This window comes from Pseudomonas sp. B12(2026) (assembly GCF_057767015.1).
The window spans coordinates 1272027-1298499 of sequence record NZ_CM173430.1; the positions used below are offsets into that span (position 1 = coordinate 1272027).

Here is a 26473-nt window from a genome sequence, read left to right on the forward strand (position 1 = left end):
AGCAGCGTCCTTGCAGCGGAAACGCCCTCGCCCACCCGTGATCGCTCACGGGCAGGGAGGGATTTGTTCTTGTGTCTTGCACCAGGCGGAGTTGCGGGCCCGTCAGGCCAGTTCGTCGAAGCACTCGGCGATGATGGCAAGGCCACGCTGCAGATCGGCGTCGCTGACGGTCAGCGGCACCAGGATGCGCAGCACGTTGTAGTAGGTGCCGCAGGACAGCAGGACCAGGCCCTTGTCGCGGGCCTTGGCGACCAGCTTGGCGGTCAGCTCGGAAGCCGGGGTCTTGCCATCGGCCTCGAACAGTTCCACCGCGACCATGGCGCCCAGGGCGCGCACGTCGCCGATGCAGGCGTGCTTCTCGCCGATCCGCTTGAGGCCGGCGGAGAGCATTTCACCCACGGCGATGGCGCGCTGCAGCAGGTTTTCCTGCTCGAACGCCTCGATCACCGCCAGGGCGGCGGCGCAGGAGATCGGGTTGCCGGCGTAGGTGCCGCCCAGGCCGCCCGGGGCCACCGCGTCCATCAGCTCGGCCTTGCCGGCCACACCGGCCAGCGGGAAGCCGCCGGCGATGGACTTGGCGAAGGTGGTCAGGTCGGCGGCGACGCCCATCTGCTCCATGGCGAAGAAGGTGCCGGTACGGCCGGCGCCGGTCTGCACTTCGTCGGCGATCAGGACGATGCCGTGCTCGTCGCACAGGGCGCGCAGGCGCTTCATGAAGTCCTTCGGCGCCGGGTTGAAGCCACCTTCGCCCTGTACCGGCTCGAGGATGATCGCGGCGATGTCGCGCGGCTGCGCGTCGTTCTTGAAGATGCGCTCGATGCTGGCCATGGCCGCGTCCACCGACACGCCGTGCAGCGCGTTGGGGTACTCGGCGCGGAAGATGCCGCCCGGCATCAGGCCCATGCCGGCGGCGTACGGGACGACCTTGCCGGTCAGGCTCAGGGTGTAGTGGGTGCGGCCGTGGTAGGCGCCGGTGAAGGCGATCACACCGGTGCGGCCGGTGGCGGCGCGGGCGATCTTGATGGCGTTCTCGACGGCTTCGGCGCCGGTGGTGACCAGCAGGGTCTTCTTCTCGAAGGCGCCCGGGACCAGGCCGTTGATCTTCTCGGCCAGGGCCACGTAGGACTCGTAGCCGAACACGTGGAAGCAGGTGTGGGTCAGCTTGGCCATCTGCTCCTGCACGGCGGCCATCACCTTGGGATGCAGGTGGCCGGTGTTGAGCACGGCGATGCCGCCGGCGAAGTCCAGGTACTCGCGGCCTTCGACGTCCCATACGGTGGCGTTCTCGGCGCGCTCGGCATAGATCTGGTGGATCTGCCCGACGCCGCGCGGGATGGCGGCCATGCGGCGCTGTTGCAGGCTCTGGTTGGTGTTCATGTTCGCTCCTGTTGAGGCTTGATGAATGACCGCCGTGGTTACACGCCGATGCACAGGTATTTGATTTCCAGGTAGTCCTCGATGCCGTACTTGGAGCCTTCGCGGCCCAGGCCCGAGGCCTTGATGCCGCCGAAGGGGGCGACTTCGTTGGAGATGATCCCGGTGTTGATGCCGACGATGCCGTACTCCAGCGCCTCGCCGACGCGGAACACGCGGGCCAGGTCGCGGGCATAGAAGTAGGCGGCCAGGCCGTATTCGGTGTCGTTGGACATGGCGATCACCTCGGCCTCGTCCTTGAAGCGGAACACCGGCGCCAGCGGGCCGAAGGTCTCGTCCTTGGACACCAGGGCGTTCTTCGGCACGTCGACCAGGATGGTCGGTTCGAAGAAGGTGCCGCCCAGGGCATGCGGCTTGCCGCCGGCGACGACTTTCGCGCCCTTGGCCACGGCGTCGGCGATGTGCTCCTCGACCTTGGCCACGGCCTTGGCGTCGATCAGCGGGCCGGTGGTGATGCCCTGTTCCAGGCCATTGCCGATGTTCAGCCTGGCCACGGCGGCCTTGAGCTTCTCGACGAAGGCGTCGTACACGCCGTCCTGCACGTACAGGCGGTTGGCGCAGACGCAGGTCTGGCCGTTGTTGCGGTACTTGGAGACCAGCGCGCCGTCGACGGCGGCGTCCAGGTCGGCGTCGTCGAAGACGATGAACGGCGCGTTGCCGCCCAGTTCCAGGGACACTTTCTTGATGTCCTTGGCGCATTCGGCCATCAGCTGGCGGCCGATTTCGGTCGAGCCGGTGAAGGTCAGCTTGCGCACGATCGGGTTGCCGGTCAGCTCGCCGCCGACTTCGCCGGCGCTGCCGGTGACCACGCTGAACACACCCTTCGGAATGCCGGCGCGCTCGGCCAGTTCAGCCAGGGCCAGGGCGGAGTAGGGGGTCTGCGAAGCGGGCTTGAGCACCATGGTGCAGCCGGCGGCCAGGGCCGGGCCGGCCTTGCGGGTGATCATCGCCGAGGGGAAGTTCCACGGGGTGATGGCCGCGGTGACACCGATCGGCTGCTTGATGACCATCAGGCGCTTGTCCGCCTGGTGGCCGGGAATCATGTCGCCATAGACGCGCTTGGCTTCCTCGCCGAACCACTCGAGGAACGAGGCGGCGTAGGCGATTTCGCCCTTGGCTTCGGTCAGCGGCTTGCCCTGTTCGAGGGTCATCAGGCGGGCCAGGTCGTCCTGGTTCTGCATCATCAGCTCGAACCAGCGGCGCAGCTTGTTGGCGCGCTCCTTGGCGGTCAGCGCACGCCAGGCCGGCAGGGCGCGGTCGGCGGCTTCGATGGCGCGACGGGTCTCGGCGGCGCCCATCTTCGGCACGCTGCCGATGATTTCGTTGCTGGCCGGGTTGTTCACCTGGATGGTCTGGCCGTTGTCGGCGTCGACCCAGGCACCGTCGATGTAGGCCTGCTGGCGGAACAGGCTGGAGTCTTTGAGTTGCACGCAATCTTCCTCGTTATCGGTGACGGACGGCTCAGCCGGCTGCCCGCAGGTTGTTGTCCGGGGTGACGGCCTTGATGAAGTCGCCGCCGAGTGCGGTGACCTGTTCGCGGACCTTGTCGACGATGTGTGCGCCGATCGGGATGGCCGAGGTGGCCGCCGGCGACGGGGCGTTGCAGACGTTGACGCTGCGGCGGGTGTTGACGAAGAGGAAGTCGTCGATCAGCTTGCCGTCGAGCGACACGGCCTGGGCGCGGACACCGGCCGGGTAGCTGGTGAGGTCGGCCTTGACGATGCTCGGGCAGTACTTCTGCACTTCCTTCAGGTAGCCGCCCTTGAACAGCGAGTTCTTCATCTCGATCAGGCCCGGACGCAGGTTCTTCGCCAGCACCTTGAGGATGCCCGGCGTGGTCAGGGTCTCGAACATGTCGCCGAGGCTGATGTCGCGCTTGCGGTAGCCCTCGCGCTTCATCGCCAGCACCGCGTTGGGGCCGACGGTGACGGTGCCGTCGATCATCCGGGTCAGGTGCACGCCGAGGAACGGCATGGACGGATCGGGGATCGGGTAGATCAGGTGGTTGACGATCTGGTTGTGCTGCTTGGGCAGCAGGTAGTACTCGCCGCGGAACGGGCAGATGATGAACTGCGGCTGCAGGCCCAGCATGCGCACGACGCGGTCGGCCATCAGGCCCGAGCAGCTGACCAGGTAGCGGCCGAGGAACTCGTTGTCGCGGGTGCGCACCACCACTGCCTCGGCGCGCTCGTCGAGGCCCGTCACTTCGGCGTTGTAGCGGATCTCGCCGCCGGCGGCCTGGAACTCGCGGCCCATGGCGGCGGTGACTTCGGCGTAGCTGACGATGCCGCTGGAGGGCACGAAGATGCCGCCCATGCCGACGATGTTCGGCTCGCGCTCGCGCAGTTCGCCGGCGGACAGCCAGTAGCGCTCCAGGCCGTTGGCCGCGGTGCGCTCCCAGAGCGCCTTCATGCGCTCCATTTCCAGTTCGTTGGTCGCCACCAGCAGCTTGCCGCACTCATCGAAACGGATGCCGTGCTTGTTGCAGAACGCCTTGGTGGCCTGGTTGCCGGCCAGGCAGAACTTCGCCTTGAGGCTGCCGGGGGTGTAGTAGACGCCGGCGTGGATCACGCCGCTGTTGTGCCCGGTCTGGTGACGGGCCGGGCCGGATTCCTTCTCCAGCAGAAGGATCTTCGCACCCGGGTAGACCTGGGTGAGCTGCATCGCGGTGGACATGCCGACGATGCCGCCGCCGATGATGATGAAATCGTACACAGCCATTACCTCGCGCACTGGCTCAGCTGAAAAAGACCCGCAGAAGCGAGCCGCCGCGAAGGCCGTGCGCGGACCTTCGCGAGCAAGCTCGCTCCTGCGGGAAGGGTGACGCTGTGGAAATTACTGGCCGCGCTGGTACAGCGGCTTCTGGTAGGAGATGTAGCCACGCTGGCGCATCAGTTCGCGGCGCAGGCCCTCGTGCGGGGTGAAGCGGTCGCGGCCGTGCAGCCAGAACAGGTTGTTGATCAGCAGGAAACTGCCCATCGACACCGGTACGGAAAGCTTCTGCGGGGCGTTTTCCAGGGACTCGGACATGGCGTTCAGCCAGACGCCTTCCTCATAGTTGGCCGGCTGCACGAACTGGTCGATGTAGCGCATGGTCGGGCGGCCTTCGGCGTCGGTGTCGAATACCGGGTGGAACACGTCGTCGCTGACGCGCTTGCTCGGCGGTGCGGTCCAGCGCATCTCGCGGCGGGCCAGCGGATTGCGGAAGTACTCGTCGCACTGCTCCCAGTCGTCCAGGTGCAGCAGCAGGGAGTTGCCGCCTTCCATGTTCTTCTCGTCGATCTTGAGCATCAGCACGTAATCGGTGATCTCGTTGACGAAGGTGCCGTCGTTGTGCAGCTCCATGACGCGGTGCGGCTGGCGCAGGTAGCTGTCGGAGTTGTCGGTGTTCACCACCACGAAGCGGGCGTAGTACTGGCCGCTCATGGCGTCGTAGTTGGAACGGCCGATCAGGTGGGCGCAGGCGGTGGTGAACTTCACCATGTCCTCGGCCTGGCTCACGTCATCCAGACCCACGGGCTTGATCAGCATGGCGCCGGTGTCGCGGCCCAGGATGGTGTTCAGCAGCACCGGGCGCAGGGTGCCTTCGCACAGCTCGTCGAGGATTTCGGCGACGCGGAAGCGCAGGAACGACTTGTACTCCAGTGCCTGTACCGGCCATTGCGCGACGGCCGCGAGGAAGGCCTCCACGGTTTCGCGGGCGAAGGTCAGCTCGAGCAGGCGCGGCGACAGCGCCGACGGCGCTACCGAGTAGCCGCGGGTCTCCAGCGGCAGGGGCATGGCGAGGTCCTGGATGGAGGTGAAGGCGTTCATGGCGGTGTCCTGGCAATGATGGGTTGGCGCCGTCCGGCAATGACCTGGATCAGGCGGGCAGGAGAAAAGTATCGCCATAAACAGAAAATGTCTACATTTTTTGAATCCGGCGATAAATCTTCGCCTTGTCTATTGTTTTTCGTCCATACGACATTTGGGTATGATCAGCGCCTGAAAACCGACTGGAGCTGGATTTGGAAGCACTCGCCCCCCGTCAGAACTCCGCCTTCAGCGGGTATGAGTGGCTCAAGAAGGACCTCATCCGCGGCGTCTTCAAGCCGGGCGAAAAGCTGCTGATGAGCACCCTGAAGGAGCGCTACGACCTGGGTGTCGGCCCGCTGCGCGAGGCGCTCTCGCAACTGGTGGCGGAGCACCTGGTGGTCGCCATCAGCCAGAAGGGCTACCGCGTGGCGCCCATGTCGCTGGAAGAGATGAAGGACATCTACGACGCCCGCGCCAACCTCGAGGCGATGATCGTCGGCCTGGCCATCCAGCGCGGCGACGACGCCTGGGAGGCGCAGGTGCTGGCGCATTCGCACACCCTGGCCAAGGTGGTCGAGGTGAAGACCCGCGAGCAGCGCCTGGACGTCTGGGACGAGCGCCACAAGGCCTTCCACACCGCCATCGCCGCCGGCTGCGGCTCCAAGCACCTGCTGCAGGCGCGCACCTACCTGTTCGACCAGGCCGAGCGCTACCGCCACCTGTGGCTGACGCAGACCGTATTTTCCGAAGAAGCCCTGGAGCTCAAGCGCCAGGAACACGCCGCGCTGGTCGAGGCGATCCTCGCCCGCGACGCGGCGAAGGCCAGCGAGATGATGCGCAGCCACCTGATGACGCCGGTGCCGATCATCGCGCAGATCATGCAGTCCGGCGGCCTCGGCGAAGGGCCGCGCTGATCTCCGGCGCCGCCCGGCCGGGCGGCATCCCTTGCGCAGCGTCTTCTCTCCAGCGAAGCGGCGTTGCCTCGCCCCGGTTGACGAGGGGCGGGAGGAGCTTGCCAAATATGCAATGGCAAATGGACGGCATACCGGCGCGACTGGAAAAGCGAGAGCCCGTTCGCAAAGTGGTTTGCCTGCGCCGGCAAGAATGCAACTGACGCGTCGACGTCCCTCGACGCAATGGACGTGCTGTACAGCGAGGCTATCGGTGCCTTTGCCCTGACGACGCGCGCGGGTCGCTCCACACCGCCGGCGCTCCGTCCGCAGGGGCTGGGTTCCCACCATCGGTCCCTGTCTGTGTCACGAGGACGCTAGGCAACCATGTCTGGATTCACGCAGAGTTTCGGCAGCAAACCGCACATTCTCCTGATCGACGATTCCCCCGAGCAGTTGCGTCCCCTGATGCAGCAGCTCAGCGCCCAGCCGTGGCGGGTCGCCCTGGCGACCGACCCCGTGCAGGCCTACCAGCAGGTCCTGGTGCTGCCGCCCGACCTGATCGTGCTCGACGTGCGCATGCCGAAGATGAGCGGCTTTTCCTTCTGCCGCCTGCTGCGCGAGTCGTCGGCGACCCGCGACATTCCGGTCATCTTCCTGACGTCCGCCGGCGACCTCGACGAGCGCCTGGAAGGCTTCAGCCTGGGCGGCGTCGACTATGTGCTCAAGCCGTTCGAGCCGCAGGAGCTGATCGCCCGCATCCGCCTGCACCTGCAGCTCACCTGGCGCGCCGCGCCGTCCGACGACGACGCGAGCCCGGTGTCGGACGACGAGATCCTGCTGCGCGCATCGCTGCGCTACATCGACGAGAACCTGGCGGACCTGCCGGCCCTGGCGGGGATCGCCCGCAGCGTCGGCACCCATGAGAAGCGCCTGTCGGCGATCTTCCGCCAGCACCTGGGCTGCACGGTGTTCGCCCACGTGCGCCAGATGCGCCTGCGCAAGGCGCAGGACCTGCTGGCGGGCAGCCGCATGAGCGTGCAGGACATCGCCGACCTGGTGGGCTTCGGCAACGCCTGCAACTTCACCACCGCTTTTCGCGAGCAGCAGGGCGTGACGCCCAGCGAATTCCGCCGGCGGGCTTCGGCCGTCAGCGCCGAAGAGAGCTGACCCAGGCGCCGGCCTCAGGGCCGGCCCGATGCTGCGTTTTTCCAGCTTTTTTGCGCCTGATTGCCGTCAATTCGCTCGGCGACAACCTGTTTGCGGAAAAATTCCTTCCTCCTTTCCTGTCCGGCAAAATTCCTGTCCTTTCCGGCAAAAACCCGTCGCTTCGGATGGGTGAACACTCCATGAGCCAAATATCCGCCGGATAAACCCGCCGGCCGGGTGCCTCTTTGACAGCTCTGGAGTCAGCCCCTTGACGTATTTCCTGCCCGCGGCAGCGGACCGTTTTTGCCGCGCCTCGCTCCCACTGGCCATCGCGCTGTCGGGGGCCCTGGTTGTTTCTCCCGCGCAGGCGGCGAGCCTGCCGAATGCTGGCCAGTTGCTCAACGAACAGCAGCGGACCCAGCCGTCCCGGCCGCAATCCACCCAGCCGCCGGCGGCGCTCGATCTGCCCGGCGAAAGCAGCCGTCCCGGCGAGAGCGGCCTGCGCGTGCGCCTGAACGCGATCCGCTTCAGCGGCGACACCGACCTGGCCGCCGCCGAGAACCTGCAGCAGCTGGTCCAGCCGATGATCGGCAAGACGCTCGACCACGCCGGCCTGCAGCAGCTGGTGGAAAACCTCACGCGCTACCTGCGCGGCCGCGGCTACGTGCTGGCCAGGGCCTACCTGCCGCGCCAGGACCTGACCGACGGCAACCTGGAGATCGCCATCATCAAGGGCCGCCTGGAGTCGGGCGAGTCGCGCATCCAGGTCGGCGGCAATACCCGCACCAGCCCGCGGCGCCTGGCCGACATGGCCGGCGCGGCGCTGCCCGAAGGCAAGGTGCTGCAGGCCCGGGACCTGGAGCGCGCGCTGCTGTTGATCAACGACCAGCCGGGCATCAGCGCCCATGCCGGCCTCGAGCGCGGCAAGGCGCCGGGCACCAGCCGCCTGCTGATCGACGCCAGGCAGGGGCCGCTGTTCAGCGGCGCGCTGTCCGCCGACAACTACGGCAACCGCAGCACCGGCACCGCCCGCGCCAACGCCCAGCTCAACCTCGACGACCCGCTGGCGATCGGCGACCAGATGACCCTGGGCGCGAGCAAGACCAGCGGCAGCGACATCTTCGGCGCCGCCTACAGCCTGCCGCTGAACGACTCCGGCCTGCGCCTGCAACTGGCCACCTCCTACCTGCGCTACGACGTCGACCAGGAGCAGTACCGCGCGCTCGACCTGCGCGGCACCGCCAGCACCGGCTCGGTCGGCCTGAGCTATCCGCTGATCCGCTCGCGCCTGGTGAACCTCAACGTCTCCGGCACCTACGAGCGCAAGAACCTCAAGGACCGCGCCCTGGGCAGCAACCTGCGCGACCGCAGCCTGGACAACTTCACCTTCGCCCTGAACGGCAACCGCTTCGACGACTTCGCCGGCGGCGGCGTCAGCGATGCCGGGGTGGCGCTCACCCTGGGCAAGCTGGACCTGTCCGGCAACCCCGACGACGAGTTCGTCGACAGCCGCAGCGCGAAGAGCGATGGCCGTTTCGAGAAGCTCGACCTGCGCCTGTCGCGCCTGCAGAGCCTGGGCCTGGCCAGCGACTGGACGCTGTACGCGGGGATGTCGGCGCAATGGTCGGACCAGAACCTCGACTCGGCGGAGAAATTCCTCCTCGGCGGCCCGGCCGGCGTGCGCGCCTACCCGGTCGGCGAGGCGGCCGGCGACGAGGGCTGGCTGGGCACCCTGGAGCTGCGCCGCAACATTCCCCTGGCGCTGGCCGACGCCAAGCTGGAGGGCCTGGGCTTCTTCGACACCGGGCGGATCTGGCTGCACGAGCAGACCTGGCCGGGCTCGGTGGTCACCGCCACCCAACGCAACCGCTACGACCTCAACGCGCTCGGCCTGGGCGCCAACCTCTGGCTGGGCCGCTGGAGCCTGCACACCGCCGTGGCGCGCACCCTGGGCGACAACCCCGGGCGCAGCCCGTCGGGCCAGGACGCCGACGGCCGCTCCAGCGACTGGCGCGGCTGGGTCCAGGCCTCGATGGCCTTCTAAGCAACGCCACTGGTATCGAAGAGACAGATAGGAGCACCCCATGAAGAGCGCTTCGTTGAACCACGTTTACCGTCTGGTCTGGAGCCATGCCACCCAGGCCTACGTCGCCGTTGCCGAGACCTCCACCGCCCGCGGCAAGCGCGGCGGCATGGTCGGCGTCCTCGCCGCCCTGGGCCTGCTCGGCGGTGCCGCCCAGGCGGCCAACCTGCCCACCGGCGGGAGCATCGTCGCCGGCTCCGGCAGCATCAGCCAGTCCGGCTCGCAGATGACCATCCACCAGGACAGCAACCGCCTGGTGACCAACTGGAACAGCTTCGACGTCGGCGCCGACGCCAGCGTGCGCTTCCAGCAGCCCGGCCGCGACAGCATCGCGCTCAACCGCGTGACCGGCGGCGCCGGCGCCAGCCAGGTGCTCGGCAAGCTCGACGCCAACGGCCAGGTCTGGCTGATCAACCCCAACGGCGTGGTGATCGGCAAGGGCGCCCAGGTCAACGTCGGCGGCCTGGTGGCCTCGTCGCTGAACATCGGCGACGCCGACTTCATGGCCGGCAAGAGCACCTTCGAAGGCGGCAGCGCGGCCGGCGCGGTGGTCAACCAGGGACAGATCCGCAGCGCCGACGGCGGCGTGGTCGCCCTGATCGGCCCGCAGGTGAGCAACAGCGGCAGCATCCGGACGCCCTCCGGCAGCACCGTGCTGGCGGCCGGCGAGAAGGTCAGCCTGGACTTCGCCGGCGACGGCCTGGTGAGCGTCAACGTCGACCGCGGCGTGCTCGACGCGCTGGTGCGCAACGACGGCCGGATCAGCGCCGACGGCGGCGCGGTGGTGCTCAGCGCGCGCTCGGCGGACGCGGCGATCAGCAGCGTGGTCAACAACTCCGGGGTGATCGAGGCCCACGGCCTGGTCGCGCGCAACGGCCGCATCCTCCTCGATGGCGATGCCGACGGCGGCCTGACCCAGGTGGCGGGCACCCTCGATGCCTCTTCGGCGGTCGGCGCCGGCGGTAGCGTCGACGTGCAGGGCGCGGACATCCGGGTCGGCAACGCCACGCTCGATGCCAGCGGCAGCACCGGCGGCGGCACCATCAAGGTGGGCGGCGGCCTGCACGGGCAGGACGCCAGCATCGCCAACGCGCAGACGGTCAAGGTCGGCAAGGACGTGACCGCGCGGGCCGATGCCAGCGATACCGGCAACGGTGGCACGGTGGCCTTCTGGGCCGATGAGCGCAACGATTTCGCCGGCAACATCTCGGTGCGCGGCGGCGCCAGGAGCGGCGACGGCGGTTTCGCCGAAGTGTCCGGCAAGCAGGCGCTGCACTACGTCGGCCAGACCGACGCGCGCGCGACCCACGGCAGCACCGGCTACCTGATGCTCGACCCGACGACGATCGACGTCTGGGGCGGCGCCGACCCGAACGGCACCTCGGCCTCGGACAACTGGAGCAGCACCGGCGGCGGCGCCAACGTCTACGAAAAGACCCTGGAAGCGCAGACCGCCAACGTCGCCCTGCTGGCCACCGGGGGGAGCACCTCCACCGCCGACGGCACGACCACGGGCATCACCTTCCATGACCTGAACGGCAATGGCGGTGACGGCACCATCACCCTGCAGCACAACGTGAGCTTCTATGCCGAAGTCGTTCCCGATTCGAGCTCGGCGCGCCACGAGATCAAGTTCCTGAACACCGACAACACGCTGGAGGTTTCGGGTTCGGGGTACATCTTCTTCCAGGCCGGCGGCGCGAACACCGGCACCATCGGCGAAGCGGCCTCCAGCAGCGGCTCGAACGTCACCGGCAACCAGGGGGTATTCAACCTGGTCGCCAAGGGCCCCACGGAGGCCGGCGACAGCGCCTCGGTCGCGGGCGCCCCGGCGTCGATGCCGGCGCACGTCGGTACCGGCTACAAGCTCGGTGCAAGTTTCCCCGGCAGCGCGAATTACGTGGCGGGCACGGCGCCCGGCGCGGGCAGCATCACGCTGGCTGGCGCCGACGGCCTCACCGTCAGCGGCAACCTGCAGACCAACGGCGGCTACGTCCGCATCTCCGGCGACTCCGACAGCGGCGGCGTGGGCAACCTGGTCATCAACCACAACGTCACGACCAACGGCGGCAATTTCTTCATGTCGTTCGGTTCGTCCGGCAACGGCGCCACGGCGACCCTGGCGGCGGGCAGCGTGGTGGACCTTTCCTGCCACACGGCGTCCTGCGGACAGAGCGGCCAGCTCTACACCGGCGCGGATATCGCCAAGGCCACGGGCGGGACGGTCGCCTCCAACGGCTCGATCTCCGGCTCGAACAAGGCGCTGTACATGGGCGCCTCGACCGGCAACGTCATCCTCGGCGGCTCGCTGCTGGTCGGCGGCGACCTGTCCCTGAGCAACTACGTCCTCCAGGGCGGCGCGGACATCCAGACCGACGGCAGGATCTCGCTGGACAGCACCGACAAGTTCCAGCCCGGCACCAACACCAACGGCAACGGCGAAACCCTGACCAACGTGTCGCTGCAGGGCAGTCAGATTGCCATCAACGGCCTGGACAGCAGCATCAGGACCGTCGACCTGCAGCTCAAGCCGCTGCACGCCAGCGACAACCTGTTCCTGAACGACACCGACGGCGTGGTGGTCGGCGACGGCACGGTCGCCCGCGACGGCACCGTCACCGGCGCCACCACGCGCAACACCTTCATCAGCGCAAGCGACCTGGACGAGCTGGAAACCGCGGGCGTCAGGAGCCTGATCATCGGCCGGGCCGACGGCACCGGCACGACCAAGGTGGAGTCGCTCAGCAACAGCCTGGGCGGCGCGGTCGCACCGGGGTTCACCTTCAAGGCGCCCGGCCAGCTCGGCCTGATCAACGGCGATATCGTCGTCGACGGCGCGCTGGCCAACAGCGGCGCGGGTTCGGTGGTGCTGCAGGCGGTGGACGCGCGCAGCGGCATCGACACCTACGGCACGCTGCCCACGACCGGCCAGGCCTGGGTGGCCGGCACGGCGGACAACGACGTCATCACCGGCAACGTCACCCTCACGGACCGGGGCACCGTCAGCGCCGGCGGCGCCATCGTCGCCTCGTCGAAGAACGGCAACTTCGTCAACGACCGCGGCGCGGACGCCTTCTCGGCGGGAACGCGCTGGCTGACCTTCACCCAGTCGCCGGAGCTGGATGTGACGGGCGGGCTGACCTACGACTTCAAGAGCTACAACTCGACCTACCTGGATGCCGACGGCGGCTACGCCCAGGCCAACGGCGCCTACGGCCACGACGCGGACGGCAAGTTCGTCGACCTCGCGCCCGACTCGCGCCTGATCGACGGCGTGCACACGCTGGCCGAGATCATCGGCACCTCGGCCACGGCGAACAACATCGGCGAGAACGCGAGCGTCAACGGCAAGCTCTACAGGATCGCCCCGACCGTGGAGGCGAGCTTCGTCGGCGCGGTCACCAAGACCTATGACGGCACCACCGGCCTGACCGGGACGACCGTGACCTACCAGGACGGCACCACGGGCAGCAGCCTGACCACCGCCGGCAACGTCAAGGTCACCAGCAACGGCATCGACGGCGACAACGTGCAGGTGGCGGTGAGTAACGCCGGCCTGAGTGGCGCGGTTTACGACAACAAGAACGTCGGCGGTCCGCTGAACCCCGATGGTTCGCCGAAGCTGAGCACGGTCGATGGCCTCACCACCGTGGTGGGCGGCAAGACCGTTTCCGCCACGGGCGTGACCATCGGCACGGCCAGCAACGGCGGCGACGGCTATGTCAGCGACGATAACGTGTCGGGCAAGACGCTGCGCGTGTACGGCTACAACCTGTCCGGCGGCGACGGCGCGGTGGGTTCCGGCGGCGGGGCGATTTCCGGCGAGATCGGCGTCGTCACGCAGAAGGTGATCAGCGCCACCGCCGACGTGGCCGGCAAGGTCTACGACGGCAACACCAGCGCCCAGCTGAGCAACGTCAACCTGGTGGGCGTGGTGGCCGGCGATGAAGGCAAGGTGGCCGGCAACGGCGGCGGCAGCTTCGCCGACAAGAACGCCGGCAGCGGCAAGTCGGTCAGCGGCAGCGGCATCACGCTGTCCGGCGACGAGGCGGGCAACTACCGCTTCGACACCAGCGCCCAGGTCGGCACCGCGGATATCGACAAGAAGGTCATCACCGCCACCGCCGATGCGGCGGACAAGGTCTATGACGGCAACACCAGCGCCCAGCTGAGCAACATCAACCTGGTGGGCGTGGTGGCTGGCGACGAAGACGAGGTGGCCGGCAATGGCAGCGGCAGCTTCGCCGACAAGAACGCCGGCAGCGGCAAGTCGGTCAGCGGCAGCGGCATCACGCTGTCCGGCGCCGAGGCGGGCAACTACAGCTTCGACACCACTGCCCAGGTCGGCACCGCCGATATCGATCGCAAGGTGCTGACCGCCACCGCCGATGCGGCGGACAAGGTCTACGACGGCAACACCAGCGCCCAGCTGAGCAATATCCAGCTGGTCGGCGTGGTCGCCGGTGATGCCGGCAAGGTGGCCGGCAACGGCACCACCGGCACCTTCTCGGACAAGAGCGCCGGCAGCGACAAGTCGGTCAGTGGCAGCGGCATCACGCTTTCCGGCGCCGAGGCGGGCAACTACAGCTTCGACGGCAACGCCCGGGTCGGCACGGCTGACATCACCCGCAAGGTGCTGACCGCCACTGCCGATGCGGCGGACAAGGTCTACGACGGCAACACCGGCGCCCAGCTGAGCAATATCCAGCTGGTGGGCGTGGTGGCCGGCGACGAGGGCGAGGTGGCCGGTAACGGCGGCGGCAGCTTCGCCGACAAGAACGCCGGCAGCGACAAGTCGGTCAGCGGCAGCGGCATCACGCTGTCCGGCGCCGAGGCGGGCAACTACAGCTTCGACACCTCCGCGAAAGTCGGCACGGCCGATATCACCCGCAAGGTGCTGACCGCCACCGCCGATGCGGCGGACAAGGTCTACGACGGCAACACCGGCGCCCAGCTGAGCAACATCCAGTTGGTGGGCGTGGTGGCGGGCGACGAAGGCGAGGTGACCGGCAACGGCACCACCGGCACCTTCTCGGACAAGAACGCCGGCACCGGCAAATCGGTCGACGGCAGCGGCATCGCGCTGTTTGGCGCCGAGGCGGGCAACTACAGCTTCGACACCACTGCCCGGGTCGGCACGGCCGATATCGACCGCAAGGTGCTGACCGCTACCGCCGATGCGGCGGACAAGGTCTACGACGGCAACACCAGCGCCCAGCTGAGCAACATCCAGCTGGTCGGCGTGGTCGCGGGTGATGCAGGCAAGGTGGCCGGCAACGGCACCACTGGCGCCTTCTCCGACAAGAACGCCGGCAGCGACAAGTCGGTCAGTGGCAGCGGCATCACGCTGTCCGGTGCCGAGGCGGGCAACTACAGCTTCGACGGCAACGCCCGGGTCGGCACGGCCGATATCACCCGCAAGGTGCTGACCGCCACCGCCGATGCGGCGGACAAGGTCTATGACGGCAACACCAACGCCCAACTGAGCAACATCCAGCTGGTGGGCGTGGTGGCGGGCGACGAAGGCGAGGTGGCCGGCAACGGCGGCGGCAGCTTCGCCGACAAGAACGCCGGCAGCGGCAAGTCGGTCAGTGGCAGCGGTATCGCGCTGTCCGGCGCCGAGGCAGGCAACTACAGCTTCGACACCTCCGCGAAAGTGGGCACGGCCGACATCACCCGCAAGGTGCTGACCGCCATCGCCGACGTGGCGGACAAGGTCTACGACGGCAACACCGTTGCCCGGCTGAGCAACGTCAACCTGGTGGGCGTGGTCGCTGGCGACGAAGGCGAGGTGACCGGCAACGGCTCCACGGGCACCTTCGCCGACAAGAACGCCGGCACCGGCAAGTCGGTCAACGGCAGCGGTATCGCGCTGTCCGGCGCCGAGGCGGGCAACTACAGCTTCGACACCGCCGCCGAAGTGGGCCGCGCCGATATCGGCCGGAAGACCCTGGGCGGCACGCTGCAGGTCGCGGACAAGAACTTCGATGGCAGCAACCAGGCGCCGGTCAGCGGCGTCGAGCTGAGCGGCGTGGTCGCGGGCGACGACGTCAGCGCCACGGCCGGCGGCCTGTATGACTCGCCGGACGTGGGCCAGGGCAAGCCTGTCCGCGCCGTCGACCTGCTGTTGTCCGGGCGGGATGCCGGCAACTACCAGATCGACCCGGCGCAACTGCTTGGCAGCGGCACCGTCGCGGCGGCGCTGTACATCCCGGTCGGCCTGATCAACGAGCCCCAGGGGGCGAACGGTACGGCGTCCGTCGTCGAGCCGCGCGCCGCGCAGCAAGTCGCGGCGGCGCCCGTCGATGCGCAGCCGGTGCCCAGCAGCCAGTTGTTTGGCGAGGCCGCCAGCCCGGCGTTCGTACCGGGCGAGGTCGGCCAGGGCGGCAGCCTGGTGCTGCAGGACACCGTACTTCGGGGCTCCGGGCGTCTGAGCCTGATGCTGGAGGACGCGCCGGCGGAGAAGGCGCAGATCAACACCCTGGCGCTGTTCCGCAGCGACGCGGGCAGCGAGCCGGCCGGCAAGGGCCTGTTCCGCGCCACCGACCTGGGCGACAGCATCACCCTCGAAGCGGTGAGCGCCGCGCAGCCGGAGGCGCCGGAACTGGAGCAGGGCGCCGGCAACTGGGCCAGCGGTGCGGTCGCCAGGAGCAACGGCGAGCTGCTGCCGCTCAAGGTGGAGCTGCTCAAGGACGGCATCCTGAAGGTGAACGTGCCGGCGATGAGCGAGGACACCGACGACGAGGACCTGGCCAGCTACGGCCTGGCCCTGGCCAAGCAGCGTCTGGGGGTGAGCGTGTCGGCGGTCCGCGCGGTGGTCATCGAGCGCGCGGCGGGCCAGGTCCGTCGCGGGCCGGCCACGGGGCTGCAGATGGTCTCCCGCTGAGACCGCCGCGAACCGGTCACCGTTACAGGTGGCCGGTTCGCGTGTCTTCGAGCCCGATTGGGTGCCGCACCCGGAGGGAGTGGGGCGGCGTCGGGGCGTGCGATAATGTAGGAAATTTCCTAAAGACTCGTTCAGGCAGGTTTGCAGCGTGTGGAAGTCGTGGGCCCTGCGTGGTGATTGGCTTTGGGGGCGGGCAGGGAACTGCGTCGATCATCGGCGCTTCGGTTGGCTGTTCCTGGCACTGCTGTTCCTGGCGATCGGGGCGCCTCAGCGCGCGTCGGCCGCCGAGCCCGTCGATCCGTGCGGGCAATCCTCGTTGCGGCTGCTGCCGCAGATCCAGTACCTGCTGGACCCGACCAGCAGCCTGGGCGCCGCCGAGGTGGCGGACCTGCCAGACGAGCGTTTCCAGACCATCGACGGACCGCGCTTCCCGCTCGACTTCAGCCCGGCCTCGGTCTGGCTGCGCTTCACGGCGCAGTCCGCCGACGTCTCCTGCATGCGCTGGCTGAAGATCGGCGAGCCGCGTCTGGAGCAGTTGCAGGTCTTCATCCGCAACGCAACCGGGGACTGGCGGGAAATGCGCGCCGGCAGCGGCTATCCGCTGGCGCAATGGTCGGTCCTGTCGCGGCAGCCGTTGTTTCCGCTGGTCCTGGACAAGGGCCAGCCGCTCCAGGTGGTGGTGCGGGTCATGAGCAGCACCGTGCTGATCATCGATCCCTATCTGTGGGACGACGTGCAGCAGCAGCGGGCGCTGGCGCGCTCCAACCTGTTCGATGGCCTGGCGCTGGGCATCGTCCTGCTCATCGTGCCATTCGGCTTCGTCATCGGGCTGATCCGGCGTTCCCCACTGCTGATCCTCAACGTCCTGTCGATCCTGGCCTACGGGATGGTCTGCTTCGCGGCCAACGGCTACCTGTTCTACGTACCGCAATGGATGCCCTGGAAGTACGAGCTGCTCGGCGTATTCGCCGGCATGACCTTCGCCCTGTTCATGGGCTACATGCGCATTCTGTTCGGCGTGCGGGTCCTGCCGGCCTGGATGCGCGCGTCGCTGACCGTCTACACCGTGCTGGGCGCCGGACTGCTGGCGTGGGGCGCGGTCGGCGACTACCGCGAAACCCGCACGCTGTTCAGCGAGCTGCGCTGGACCCTCTACGTGGTGGTGCCGCTGAGCCTGGCGGCAACCTGGTACCACGGCCGGCGGCCGAGCTGGCTGGCCGGGTTCCTGGCCGCGTTCTTCGTGTACCAGGGCACGCTGCGGCATTTCCTCGACGTGAAGAACGTCAACTGGCAATACGGCGAGGACCAGCTGGGGCTGACTTCCGCCCTGCCCGGCGTACTGCTGCTGGTCTGTACGCTGGTGATGGAGTTCAGCCGCGGCCGCCGCCGGGAGCGCCAGGCGAGGGCGGAGCTGGATGAACAGCGGCGCGCCGAGCACGAGCGCCTGGAAGGCTCGGTCGCCCGGCGCACCGAGCAGCTGCGCGAATCGCTGAAGGCCCGCAGTCTGTTGCTGGCGCGCATCAGCCATGACCTGCGCTCGCCGCTGGCGAGCATCATCGACTACTCGCGGGCGCTGGGGCTGGACGGGCGGAGCGATATTCCCCGGCGCATCGAGCGCAATGCCCGGCGCCAGCTGGAAATGATCGACGAACTGCTGGAGTTCTCCCGCAACGAGTTGCAGCAGCTGGAGCTGGTCCTGGCGCCCGGCTACCTGTACGGCTTCCTCCGCGAGATCGAGGACGAGGGCCGCTTCCTCGCCCTGCGCCAGGGCAACCGCTTCGCCTGCGAATTCGCCGAGGACCTGCCGCCGCTGGTGCAGGCCGATTTCCGGCGCCTGCGCCAGGTGCTGATCAACCTGCTGGCGAACGCGGCGAAGTTCACCCGCAACGGGCTCATCCAGTTCCGCGTCGATCGGATTGCCGGCGACGAGCAGGGCGTGACCGTGCGCTTCCGCATCAGCGACAGCGGCATCGGCATCCGCGCCGAGGAGCGCGAGCAACTGCTGCAACCCTTCCAGCGCGGCAGCAACGCCGCCGGTTACGACGGCTCCGGGCTCGGCCTGTCGATCGTCACCCAGCTGCTGCAGCAGATGGGCAGCGAACTGCACGTCGACGCCGCGCGGGAGCAGGGCGCCGGCCTGGGCTTCGCGCTGAAGATGGCGACGACGACGGAGAGCGAGGTCGAGAGCGTGCTGAGCGACAACGACATGGCCTCGATCGACGGCGATGGGCGCTGCGTGCTGGTCGTCGACGACATCCAGCAGAACCGCGATAGCCTGTGTGATCTGCTGGCTGGCTATGGCTTCGACGTGCTCACGGCCAGCGACGGTGAGCAGGCGCTCGAGACCTTGCGCAGCGCGTCGATCGATCTGCTGATCACCGACCAGATGATGAGCCCCGTCGACGGCTGGCAGTTGCTCTCCAGCGTGCGTGCGTCCTACCCGTACCTGCCGGTCCTGCTGTACTCGGCGGCCCCGCCGCTGCGCCCGAAGAGCGCCGGGGCCGACCTGATGTTCGACGCCGCCTTGCTCAAGCCGGCGACGAGCGGGGACGTGGTCAGACGGGTGAGCGAACTGGTCGATTGCAGCCCGGCTCGCTGAGTCTTTCGATACTCCACCGAAGAGCGGGGAAGCCGAGGAAACTCCGGACAAGCCAGTGCCAGGCCGGCAAGGGCTCGTTTGGTGTTTTTCCATTGGCCCGCAACGGTTTCCCGCATTGCAATCCGTCCCGGTATTGCCGTGCAAGGCCGTGGGCCCGTGTGCAATTTCTTGCCGCCCGAAATCGGGAAAATCGAAGGGGAGGGCGCTGGAGGCCAGGTCTGATGCGGTGCGCGGTGGCATGCGCAAGTAGTTGCACAGCCGTGTGCAAGTTCTTGCATGAATTTCCGGGGGTTTCGTTCGGAAACTACCAGCGAAGAACGCCGCGGGGATGGCGGGGCTCTAGTCCCGCAACGGGTTGAGGGTTTCTGGCACGCGGCTTGTTAAGGGTCTTCCGCCCGGAGGGATATGAGCCTTGGGGCAACCCCAACTATCGTGCAAGGAGCACTTTCATGCCAACACCCGCGTATCTGTCCCTCGAAGGCACCAAGCAAGGCCTGATCACCGCCGGCACCTTCACCGAGGACTCGGTCGGCAACATCTTCCAGGAAGGTCACGAAGACCAGGTCCTGGTCCAGGCGTTCAACCACCAGGTGATCATCCCGCGCGACCCGCAGTCCGGCCAGCCGACCGGCCAGCGCGTACACAAGCCGCTGATGATCACCAAGGTCTTCGACAAGTCCTCGCCGCTGATCTTCAACGCCCTGACCTCCGGCGAGCGCCTGAACAAGTGCCGCCTGGAGTGGTACCGCACTTCCTCCACCGGTACCCAGGAGCACTACTTCACCATCGAACTGGAAGACGCGGTGATCGTCGACGTGCAGTCGCGCATGCCCAACTGCCAGGACCCGAACATGGCGCACTTCACTCACCTGGAAGACGTCTACTTCACCTACCGCAAGATCGTCTGGACCCACGAAGTCTCCGGCACCTCCGGCTCCGACGACTGGCGTACGCCGATCTCTGCCTGATCCGCAGCGATCGACGCCACGCGCATCGGCCAGGCCTTCCTGGCCGATGCACCTTTACCGGCTCGTGTTTCCTGCATGCACCGCCTGGATGGCAGCACGGATGACCGGCCACCTGTGCAGAGGAACATCGGATGTTCGCCCCGGCCAACCAGACCCATTTCAGCCTGAGCATCGAAGACGCCAGCGGCGATCTGCAGGTGCTCGAGTTCAGTGGCCGTGAGGCGCTGAACCAACCTTTCCGCTTCGAACTCGATCTGGTCAGCGACAACCCTGCGCTGGACCTGGAAAGCCTGCTGCACAAGGCCGCGTACCTGGCGATCGGGCAGGGTGGCGCCGGCATCCACGGGCAGGTCTACCGGGTCGCCCAGGGGGAATCCGGCAGGCGCCTGACCCGCTACCAGATCAGTCTGGTGCCGCGCCTGGCCTACCTGGCCCATCGCGTCAACCAGCGCATCTTCCAGCAGCTCACGGTGCCGCAGATCATCGGCAAGGTTCTGGAGGAGCACGGTATCCTCGCCGACGCCTACCGCTTCCAGCTCGGCCCGACCCTCTACCCCAAACGCGACTACTGCACCCAGTACGACGAATCCGATCTGCACTTCGTCCAGCGTCTGTGCGAGGAGGAGGGGATTCACTACCACTTCGAGCACAGCTCCCAGCAGCACCTGCTGGTGTTCGGCGACGACCAGACCTGTTTCCCGAAACTGGCGCCAGTGGCCTACCAGCAGGATTCCGGCATGGTCGCCGACGTACCTGTGGTCCGCCGCTTCGGCCAGCGCCTGGAAACCCGCACCAGCCGCACCACACGGCGCGACTACCACTTCGAGAAACCGCGGCTCGACCTGGAGAGCGCGGCGCGCAGCGACTTCATGCCGGACCTGGAAGACTACGATTACCCCGGTCGCTTCACCGACCGCGAGCGCGGCCGGCACCTGAGCCAGCGGGCCCTCGAACGGCATCGCAGCGACTACCTGCTCGGCGAGGGCCGTAGTGACCAGCCGAGCTTGCGCAGTGGCCATTTCCTCACCCTGAGCGACCATCCGCGCGCCGAATGGAACGACCTCTGGCTGCTCACCGAAGTCCATCACGAGGGCAGGCAGCCCCAGGTGCTGGAGGAATCCATCACCAGCGATGTCACCGACGACAAGGACGACTTCCACCAGGGCTACCGCAACCGCTTCACCGCCACCCCCTGGAGCGTGCCGTACCGTCCTCCCCTCGAACATCCCAAGCCACGCATCCTCGGGAGCCAGAGCGCCGTGGTCACCGGCCCCGCCGGCGAGGAAATCCACTGCGACCCGTACGGCCGGGTGAAGGTGCAGTTCTTCTGGGACCGTGAGGGTCAGGCGGACGACAGGACCAGCTGCTGGCTGCGCGTCGCCTCCAGCTGGGCCGGCAAGCAGTTCGGCTCCATCGCCATCCCCCGCGTCGGCATGGAAGTGCTGGTCAGCTTCCTCGAAGGCGACCCCGACCAGCCGTTGGTTTCCGGCTGCCTCTACCACGCCGAGAACCGGGTGCCCTACACCCTGCCGGAGCACAAGACCCGCAGCCTGTTCAAGACCAACAGTTACCCCGGTGGTGGCGGCTTCAACGAACTGCGCATCGAGGACCGCAAGGGCCAGGAACAGATATTCATCCACGCCCAACGCGACTGGGACGAGAACATCGAGCATGACCAGCGCATCCGCATCGGCCACGAACACCACGACACTGTCGAGGCGAACACCTACAGCGAATTCAAGGCCGAGGAGCACCGCACCACCCACGGCGACCGCAAGGTCGAACTGCGCAGCGACGACCACCTCACCGTCGGCAACAACCAGCACGTGAAGATCGGCACCGGCCAGTTCGTCGAGGCCGGCCAGGAAATCCACCTGTCCGGCGGCCTGAAAGTGGTGATGGAAGCGGGGAGCGAACTGACCCTCAAGGCGGGGGGCAGCTTCGTCAAACTCGACGCGGGCGGCATTACGCTCAGCGGCGCGACGGTGAAGATGAACAGCGGCGGCAGCCCTGGGGCGGGGACGCCGGCGGTGCCGTTGTTGCCGGGGCCGTTACGGCAGGCCGATCACGACAAGGCCGGTGGTCAGATGACCGGAGCAGCAGCGAACAAGCAGCAGGAACGCCAGCTGAGTGTCCGCATGGCTCCTCTCCCCAATATGCCTGGTTACCCGGATGAGCCTTACAAGCTGTTCGCCGATGGCGCTCTGATCAAAAGCGGATTCAGTGATGCCCAGGGTGTTGTGCGCTTCGACCATATTCCCGGGACATGCACCTATGCGGTTGAAATGGTCAATGGCCACCGCTTCACACTGAAGATGAGCGAGGAGTCGACTGACCAGACTCGTGCTGATGACGCCCGATTGGCGCGTGGCGGCTACCGGGACTATCCGTCGGCTGCGGCGCCACTGGAGCCTTTGGCCAGTACGGATGAGTTCCGGCGGCTGCTCGCGGGAGTGGGTATCAAGGACGATTGAAGGAACCGGTTGATGAAATATCTTGAGCAGAATCTGGCTGTTTCTCGCCAGGAAAACAGCGCCACTCTGACCCTGGACTGGTTTGCCCACGACAAGAATCCATTGAGCCCGCCCCGGCCGGCAGGCAATGTCGCCGAACCGCTGGTGTGCGGCGAAGAGGCCTTTGCCAGGTTCTATGAGTGCATCCATAAGGCTCGCAAGAGCGTCGACATCATCAGTTGGGGCTTCGATCCCGGGCTGCGTCTCAAGCGTGACGGCGACAAGCAGGAAACCCTTGGCGAACTGCTCAAGCGCAAGGCTGGCGAGGGTGTTGAGGTTCGAGTGCTGATCTGGAACAACAGCCTGGCCCAGGCAGGGGAAAACTCGGTCATAGGTGAAGGCTGGTCCGGCCAGGGCGGTACGGCGTTGGGCTCCGGTATTAGCGCAGGGAAGCCCGCCGACGTGAGTGGGCGGGAGGAAAAGCGTCGCGCCCTGCAGCTCAAGCAGGATGAGGAGCGAGCCAAGTTGAACAGCCTGTCGGCCAGCGATGAACGGGATCGTCGCGGCTGCCGGGACAAGATCATCTCCCTCCAGCAGCAGATCGATGCCCTTGATTCCGGCTACACCAAAGGCAGCGACTCGGGAGGGACTGCGCAGCATCCCGAGGACCAGGCAAGCACCCGCGACTGGTATCGCTGGGTATATAGCAGTCAAGCCAAGAACATCGACTTCCGAACCCGCGATTTCCCCTTCTTCGTCGAGCTGACTTATGACGACGTCAACGGCTTGCGGGCGCACTGGGGGCGGCTACGAATTCTGGCGCACCTGATGGCTAGCGAGCTTCCCGACTCCAGCTGGATGCAGTACGCCGCTCTTAGCTTCTTCCCCAGCCACCATCAAAAGACTCTGGTCGTCGATTACCTGGATGCCGAACACGCTGAAGGGATGGTCATGGGGCACAACTTGCAACGCAATTACTGGGACACCACGGCCCATGCCTTCGATGATGCGGCCGGCAGACGCGATGCCGGTTTTGGCCCCTGGCAGGATCTTTCGCTGCATGTTCGCGGTCCGGTGTTGTTCGACCTGAACCACAACTTCTGCAATGCCTGGGATAACGGGACACCGTGGATTCGACGGCTCTTCAGCGGCACGCTGACCAACAAGCGCGCTGAAATGCTTCCCTTGAAGCTGATGCAGAATGGTGGTGAAGCGGCGCAGATCGTCCGCACGCAAGCTCAGGAGGGGCCGGAAAATACCATTCTGGAGGTCTATGAGAAGGCGCTGGGCAATGTGCACCAGTATGCCTATGTGGAAAACCAGTACTTCCGTTACGCCCCTCTGACCGAACGCCTCAAGAAAGTTGCTGCCGCGCGCAAGGAGGCTGGAGCACTGGATGACCTCTACCTCTTCGTGGTGACCAACACGCCCGACAGCAAGCACTTCTCCAGCAGTACCTACGAAATGCTCGACAGCCTCGGTCAGGGCGAGCTCATGCCGTTGGCGCACCGCGACTTGCTCTACGATCAGCGGCAACTTGTCTATCGTGAGCGCGAACTGGAGGCTCGTCCTGTGACTCCGGAGCGTGATCAGGAGTTGTCGCGGATTCGCCAGCAGAAGAAGGAGTTCGATATCGACGGAGCGCGCGCGGACGAGTTGCTGCAACAGGACCCGAATGCACACTACAACCAGGCTGCGGCACGTGAACTGGAGCCGGAGCTGCTTCCTCCCGAAGGGCTCAAGGTGATCATCGCCACCCTGGTCAGTTGCCAGAATGGCAGCGAATCAATCTCCGCTCCGAAGGAGCAATCGGAGCGCCAGGCGGACCAGCGTATCAGTGAGCTTCTGGGGCCTGAGCAGGGTATAGCCAAATACAAGTCGATCTATGTGCATAGCAAGCTTCTGCTGGTTGATGATGCGTTCTTCACACTGGGGTCGGCTAACCTCAACCAACGCAGTCTCTATTCGGATTCCGAGTTGAATATCGCTATGCCCAGTCCGGCGACAACGAGAAAGTGGCGGGAGAAGTTATGGGAAATGCATTTGGGAGAGTCAGGTAAGGGGGATATAGGGTCTGATTTTAGTGATTGGGAAAACTGGGTGCAAAGAAATTGGAAGAACCAAAAAAGGTGTAGGCCCCTCATGGGGAAATTAGTCAGATTTTGGGATGTGGTGACACCTTATGCAGCTGCGATTGATTGATGCGATAGCTCTTGTAATAGCATTTTTTTTGGGGGGGCATGCTATGGCGAATGAGTTTAAGTGTATTCGGGAAATTGACGTAGCCCCTCCGCTGGATGCTCAGGCGGATGAGTGGTTCAAGCAGGCACGAGAGCTGTCAGAGCAACGCATCCCTAATTGGAAGGATATTGCTAGCCTCTATCAGAAGGCCATTGATAGGGGGCATTGGAAAGCTATGCATAATATGGCTGAGCTATATCTGAGGGGAAAGGGGGTTTCTAAGGATACCAATAAGGCCATAGATATTTATATGAGAATGGTCGAGTTGGATATTCCGCTGGGATATTACGATATGAGTGTTATGGCTCAGCGGGGGGTAGGGGTTGTTCAGTCGGATAGAGAGTCCATGCTCTATCTGTTGCGTGCGGGCGATATGGGGAGTGTGCTTGCCCAAGTTAGGCTTGGTAATATTTATATATATGATTTGAAGAAAGATAAACTGGGTGAGAGCTATCTGCGCTGTGCTGCCCATCAAAATGACGCCACAGCAAACTTCGAGCTTGGGGAGTACTACGATATAGTGGATGGAAACTATCCTGTGGCCATGCATTATTACCAAGTTTCTGCTGCGTTAGGTGAGCCCAAAGGGGCGTCGAATATCTTTCGTACATTCAGGGATGGGATGTTTGGTTACAAGAAAGATAAGAAGGTTGCCGATGCCTATAAAGCTGTTTGGCAGAAGCTTCTGAATAATTCCGACCTTCGCTTCCCCAATCTGGCAATTGATCACCCACTTCCACCAAATCCTATTCAGGGGTATCACGCTGATAAGGATAAAAATTGGAAGCCTACAGGTCGTCCGGATGATTACTGAGATTGCAGTTTAAACTGATGTTCGTTATGCGTGGGATAGTTGATTTTCGAAATTGGCTGTTGACGTTCGGTTTTTGTCAGTGGTTGATTAGTCTTTTGTTGACTCTGGCGCTTGCCTTTGGAAGTGACTCTGCCGTGGCGTTCGAGTTCAAGTGTATGGCCGAGATAGATACCGCTCCAGCATTTGATGTGCAAGCTGATCGGATTTTTTTGAGCGCCCGTAATGCCAGCAAGCAGAGAGTTACTGACTGGTCAGAGGTAGCGCGCCTGTATCAACAGGCAGTCGATGGCGGACACTGGAAGGCTATGCACAACCTGGCGGAGTTGTATCTGCGAGGGAAGGGAGTTCCCAAGGATACTAATAAAGCAATAGATCTCTATATGAAGATGGTCGATCTAGATGTGCCGTTGGGTTATTACGATATGAGTGTTATGACTCAGCGGGGTGTGGGGGTTGTGCAATCAGATCGAGAGGCTATGCTCTATCTCTTGCGTGCGGGGGATTTGGGGAGCCCGCTCGCGCAGGTTAGATTGGGAAATATATACATATATAATTTGAAAAAGAGGAAGCTAGGCGAGAGCTATCTGCGTTGTGCGGCTCATCAGAATGACTCTAATGCAAACTATGAGCTTGCAGAGTACTACGAAATAATAGATAGGAATTACCCTGTGGCTCTTCACTATTATCAAGTGGCGGCGTCTCTCGGTAACTCTAAGGGGGCGTTGTCGGTAAGTGAAATCTTCGAGAGTGGGCAATTTGGCTATAGCAAGGATGCGAAGTTGGCCGCTGTATATGATGATATTTTTGGAAAACTCCTCGATAATCCCGACCTTCGATTCCCCAATCTGGCAGTTGATCACCCACTTCCACCCAATCCAATCCAGGGCTATCACGCCGATAAGAATATAAACTGGAAGCCCGCAGGCCGTGCCGATGACTATTGAGTCATCCTGTATCTGTAATCCATCAAAGCTCCGAGCCTGTCTGTTGATCGCTCTTGCGGTGGTGTCGGTAAAGGAAGCTCGCTTTAGGATCAGGCCGGCGGATTGAGTCAATAGCTGCGTATCGGCGCTCATCTGCGCCAAGCGCTCCATCGCAAACGCTTGGTTTCAAGAGCTGGATCACCCCATTCCTTTATCTCACCGGAACCAACGCCTAGAT

15 protein-coding genes are annotated in these 26473 nt (G+C 65.3%); 10 read left to right on the forward strand and 5 right to left on the reverse strand.

The window, feature by feature from the left end; genetic code table 11:
• Window positions 1-102: 102 nt before the first annotated feature.
• The 4 genes from gabT to glaH form a co-directional block, all read right to left on the reverse strand.
• A complete protein-coding gene (gene gabT, locus AC3B6A_RS06000) occupies window positions 103-1377 on the reverse strand; it encodes a 4-aminobutyrate--2-oxoglutarate transaminase (RefSeq protein WP_488401379.1) in 1275 nt (424 codons plus the stop codon).
• Window positions 1378-1415: 38 nt separating this feature from the next.
• Window positions 1416-2864 (reverse strand): NADP-dependent succinate-semialdehyde dehydrogenase, encoded by a 1449-nt coding sequence (gene gabD, locus AC3B6A_RS06005; RefSeq protein ID WP_488401380.1) that lies wholly within the window; start codon window positions 2862-2864, stop codon window positions 1416-1418.
• Between the two features lie 31 nt (window positions 2865-2895).
• Window positions 2896-4149 (reverse strand): L-2-hydroxyglutarate dehydrogenase, encoded by a 1254-nt coding sequence (gene lhgD / locus AC3B6A_RS06010; protein ID WP_488401381.1) that lies wholly within the window; start codon window positions 4147-4149, stop codon window positions 2896-2898.
• Between the two features lie 120 nt (window positions 4150-4269).
• Window positions 4270-5247 (reverse strand): glutarate dioxygenase GlaH, encoded by a 978-nt coding sequence (gene glaH / locus AC3B6A_RS06015; RefSeq protein WP_488401382.1) that lies wholly within the window; start codon window positions 5245-5247, stop codon window positions 4270-4272.
• A gap of 194 nt (window positions 5248-5441) precedes the next feature.
• Between glaH and csiR the strand changes: the two genes are divergently transcribed.
• Window positions 5442-6143, forward strand: a complete 702-nt coding sequence (gene csiR / locus AC3B6A_RS06020) for a DNA-binding transcriptional regulator CsiR (protein WP_488401383.1) — start codon at window positions 5442-5444, stop codon at window positions 6141-6143.
• Window positions 6144-6506: 363 nt separating this feature from the next.
• The gene (locus tag AC3B6A_RS06025) at window positions 6507-7289 is read left to right on the forward strand and encodes a response regulator (protein ID WP_488401384.1); all 783 of its coding nucleotides are present in this window, start codon (window positions 6507-6509) and stop codon (window positions 7287-7289) included.
• Between the two features lie 14 nt (window positions 7290-7303).
• On the opposite strand, the gene AC3B6A_RS06030 is transcribed toward AC3B6A_RS06025, so the two are convergent.
• A complete protein-coding gene (locus AC3B6A_RS06030) occupies window positions 7304-7465 on the reverse strand; it encodes a hypothetical protein (RefSeq protein ID WP_488401385.1) in 162 nt (53 codons plus the stop codon).
• A 71-nt stretch (window positions 7466-7536) separates the two neighbouring features.
• Here AC3B6A_RS06030 and AC3B6A_RS06035 point away from each other — a divergent pair, with 71 nt between their 5' ends.
• The 8 genes from AC3B6A_RS06035 to AC3B6A_RS06070 all read left to right on the forward strand — a co-directional run bounded on the left by AC3B6A_RS06035 (window position 7537) and on the right by AC3B6A_RS06070 (window position 26256).
• A complete protein-coding gene (locus tag AC3B6A_RS06035) occupies window positions 7537-9312 on the forward strand; it encodes a ShlB/FhaC/HecB family hemolysin secretion/activation protein (protein WP_488401386.1) in 1776 nt (591 codons plus the stop codon).
• 40 nt (window positions 9313-9352) lie between these two features.
• The gene (locus AC3B6A_RS06040) at window positions 9353-16237 is read left to right on the forward strand and encodes a YDG domain-containing protein (protein ID WP_488401387.1); all 6885 of its coding nucleotides are present in this window, start codon (window positions 9353-9355) and stop codon (window positions 16235-16237) included.
• A 316-nt stretch (window positions 16238-16553) separates the two neighbouring features.
• Window positions 16554-18836 (forward strand): hybrid sensor histidine kinase/response regulator, encoded by a 2283-nt coding sequence (locus tag AC3B6A_RS06045; protein ID WP_488401388.1) that lies wholly within the window; start codon window positions 16554-16556, stop codon window positions 18834-18836.
• A 449-nt stretch (window positions 18837-19285) separates the two neighbouring features.
• A complete protein-coding gene (locus AC3B6A_RS06050) occupies window positions 19286-19804 on the forward strand; it encodes an Hcp family type VI secretion system effector (RefSeq protein WP_015475543.1) in 519 nt (172 codons plus the stop codon).
• Between the two features lie 131 nt (window positions 19805-19935).
• Window positions 19936-22278, forward strand: a complete 2343-nt coding sequence (locus AC3B6A_RS06055; RefSeq protein WP_488401389.1) for a type VI secretion system Vgr family protein — start codon at window positions 19936-19938, stop codon at window positions 22276-22278.
• 12 nt (window positions 22279-22290) lie between these two features.
• Entirely contained in the window at window positions 22291-24459 is a 2169-nt protein-coding gene (locus AC3B6A_RS06060; RefSeq protein ID WP_488401390.1) for a phospholipase D-like domain-containing protein, read from the forward strand.
• Complete coding sequence (locus tag AC3B6A_RS06065; protein ID WP_488401391.1) at window positions 24440-25312, forward strand: tetratricopeptide repeat protein; 873 nt, start codon at window positions 24440-24442, stop codon at window positions 25310-25312. Before AC3B6A_RS06060 ends, AC3B6A_RS06065 begins: the two co-directional genes overlap by 20 nt.
• A gap of 2 nt (window positions 25313-25314) precedes the next feature.
• Window positions 25315-26256 (forward strand): tetratricopeptide repeat protein, encoded by a 942-nt coding sequence (locus tag AC3B6A_RS06070; RefSeq protein ID WP_488401392.1) that lies wholly within the window; start codon window positions 25315-25317, stop codon window positions 26254-26256.
• The last annotated feature ends 217 nt before the right edge of the window (window positions 26257-26473 follow it).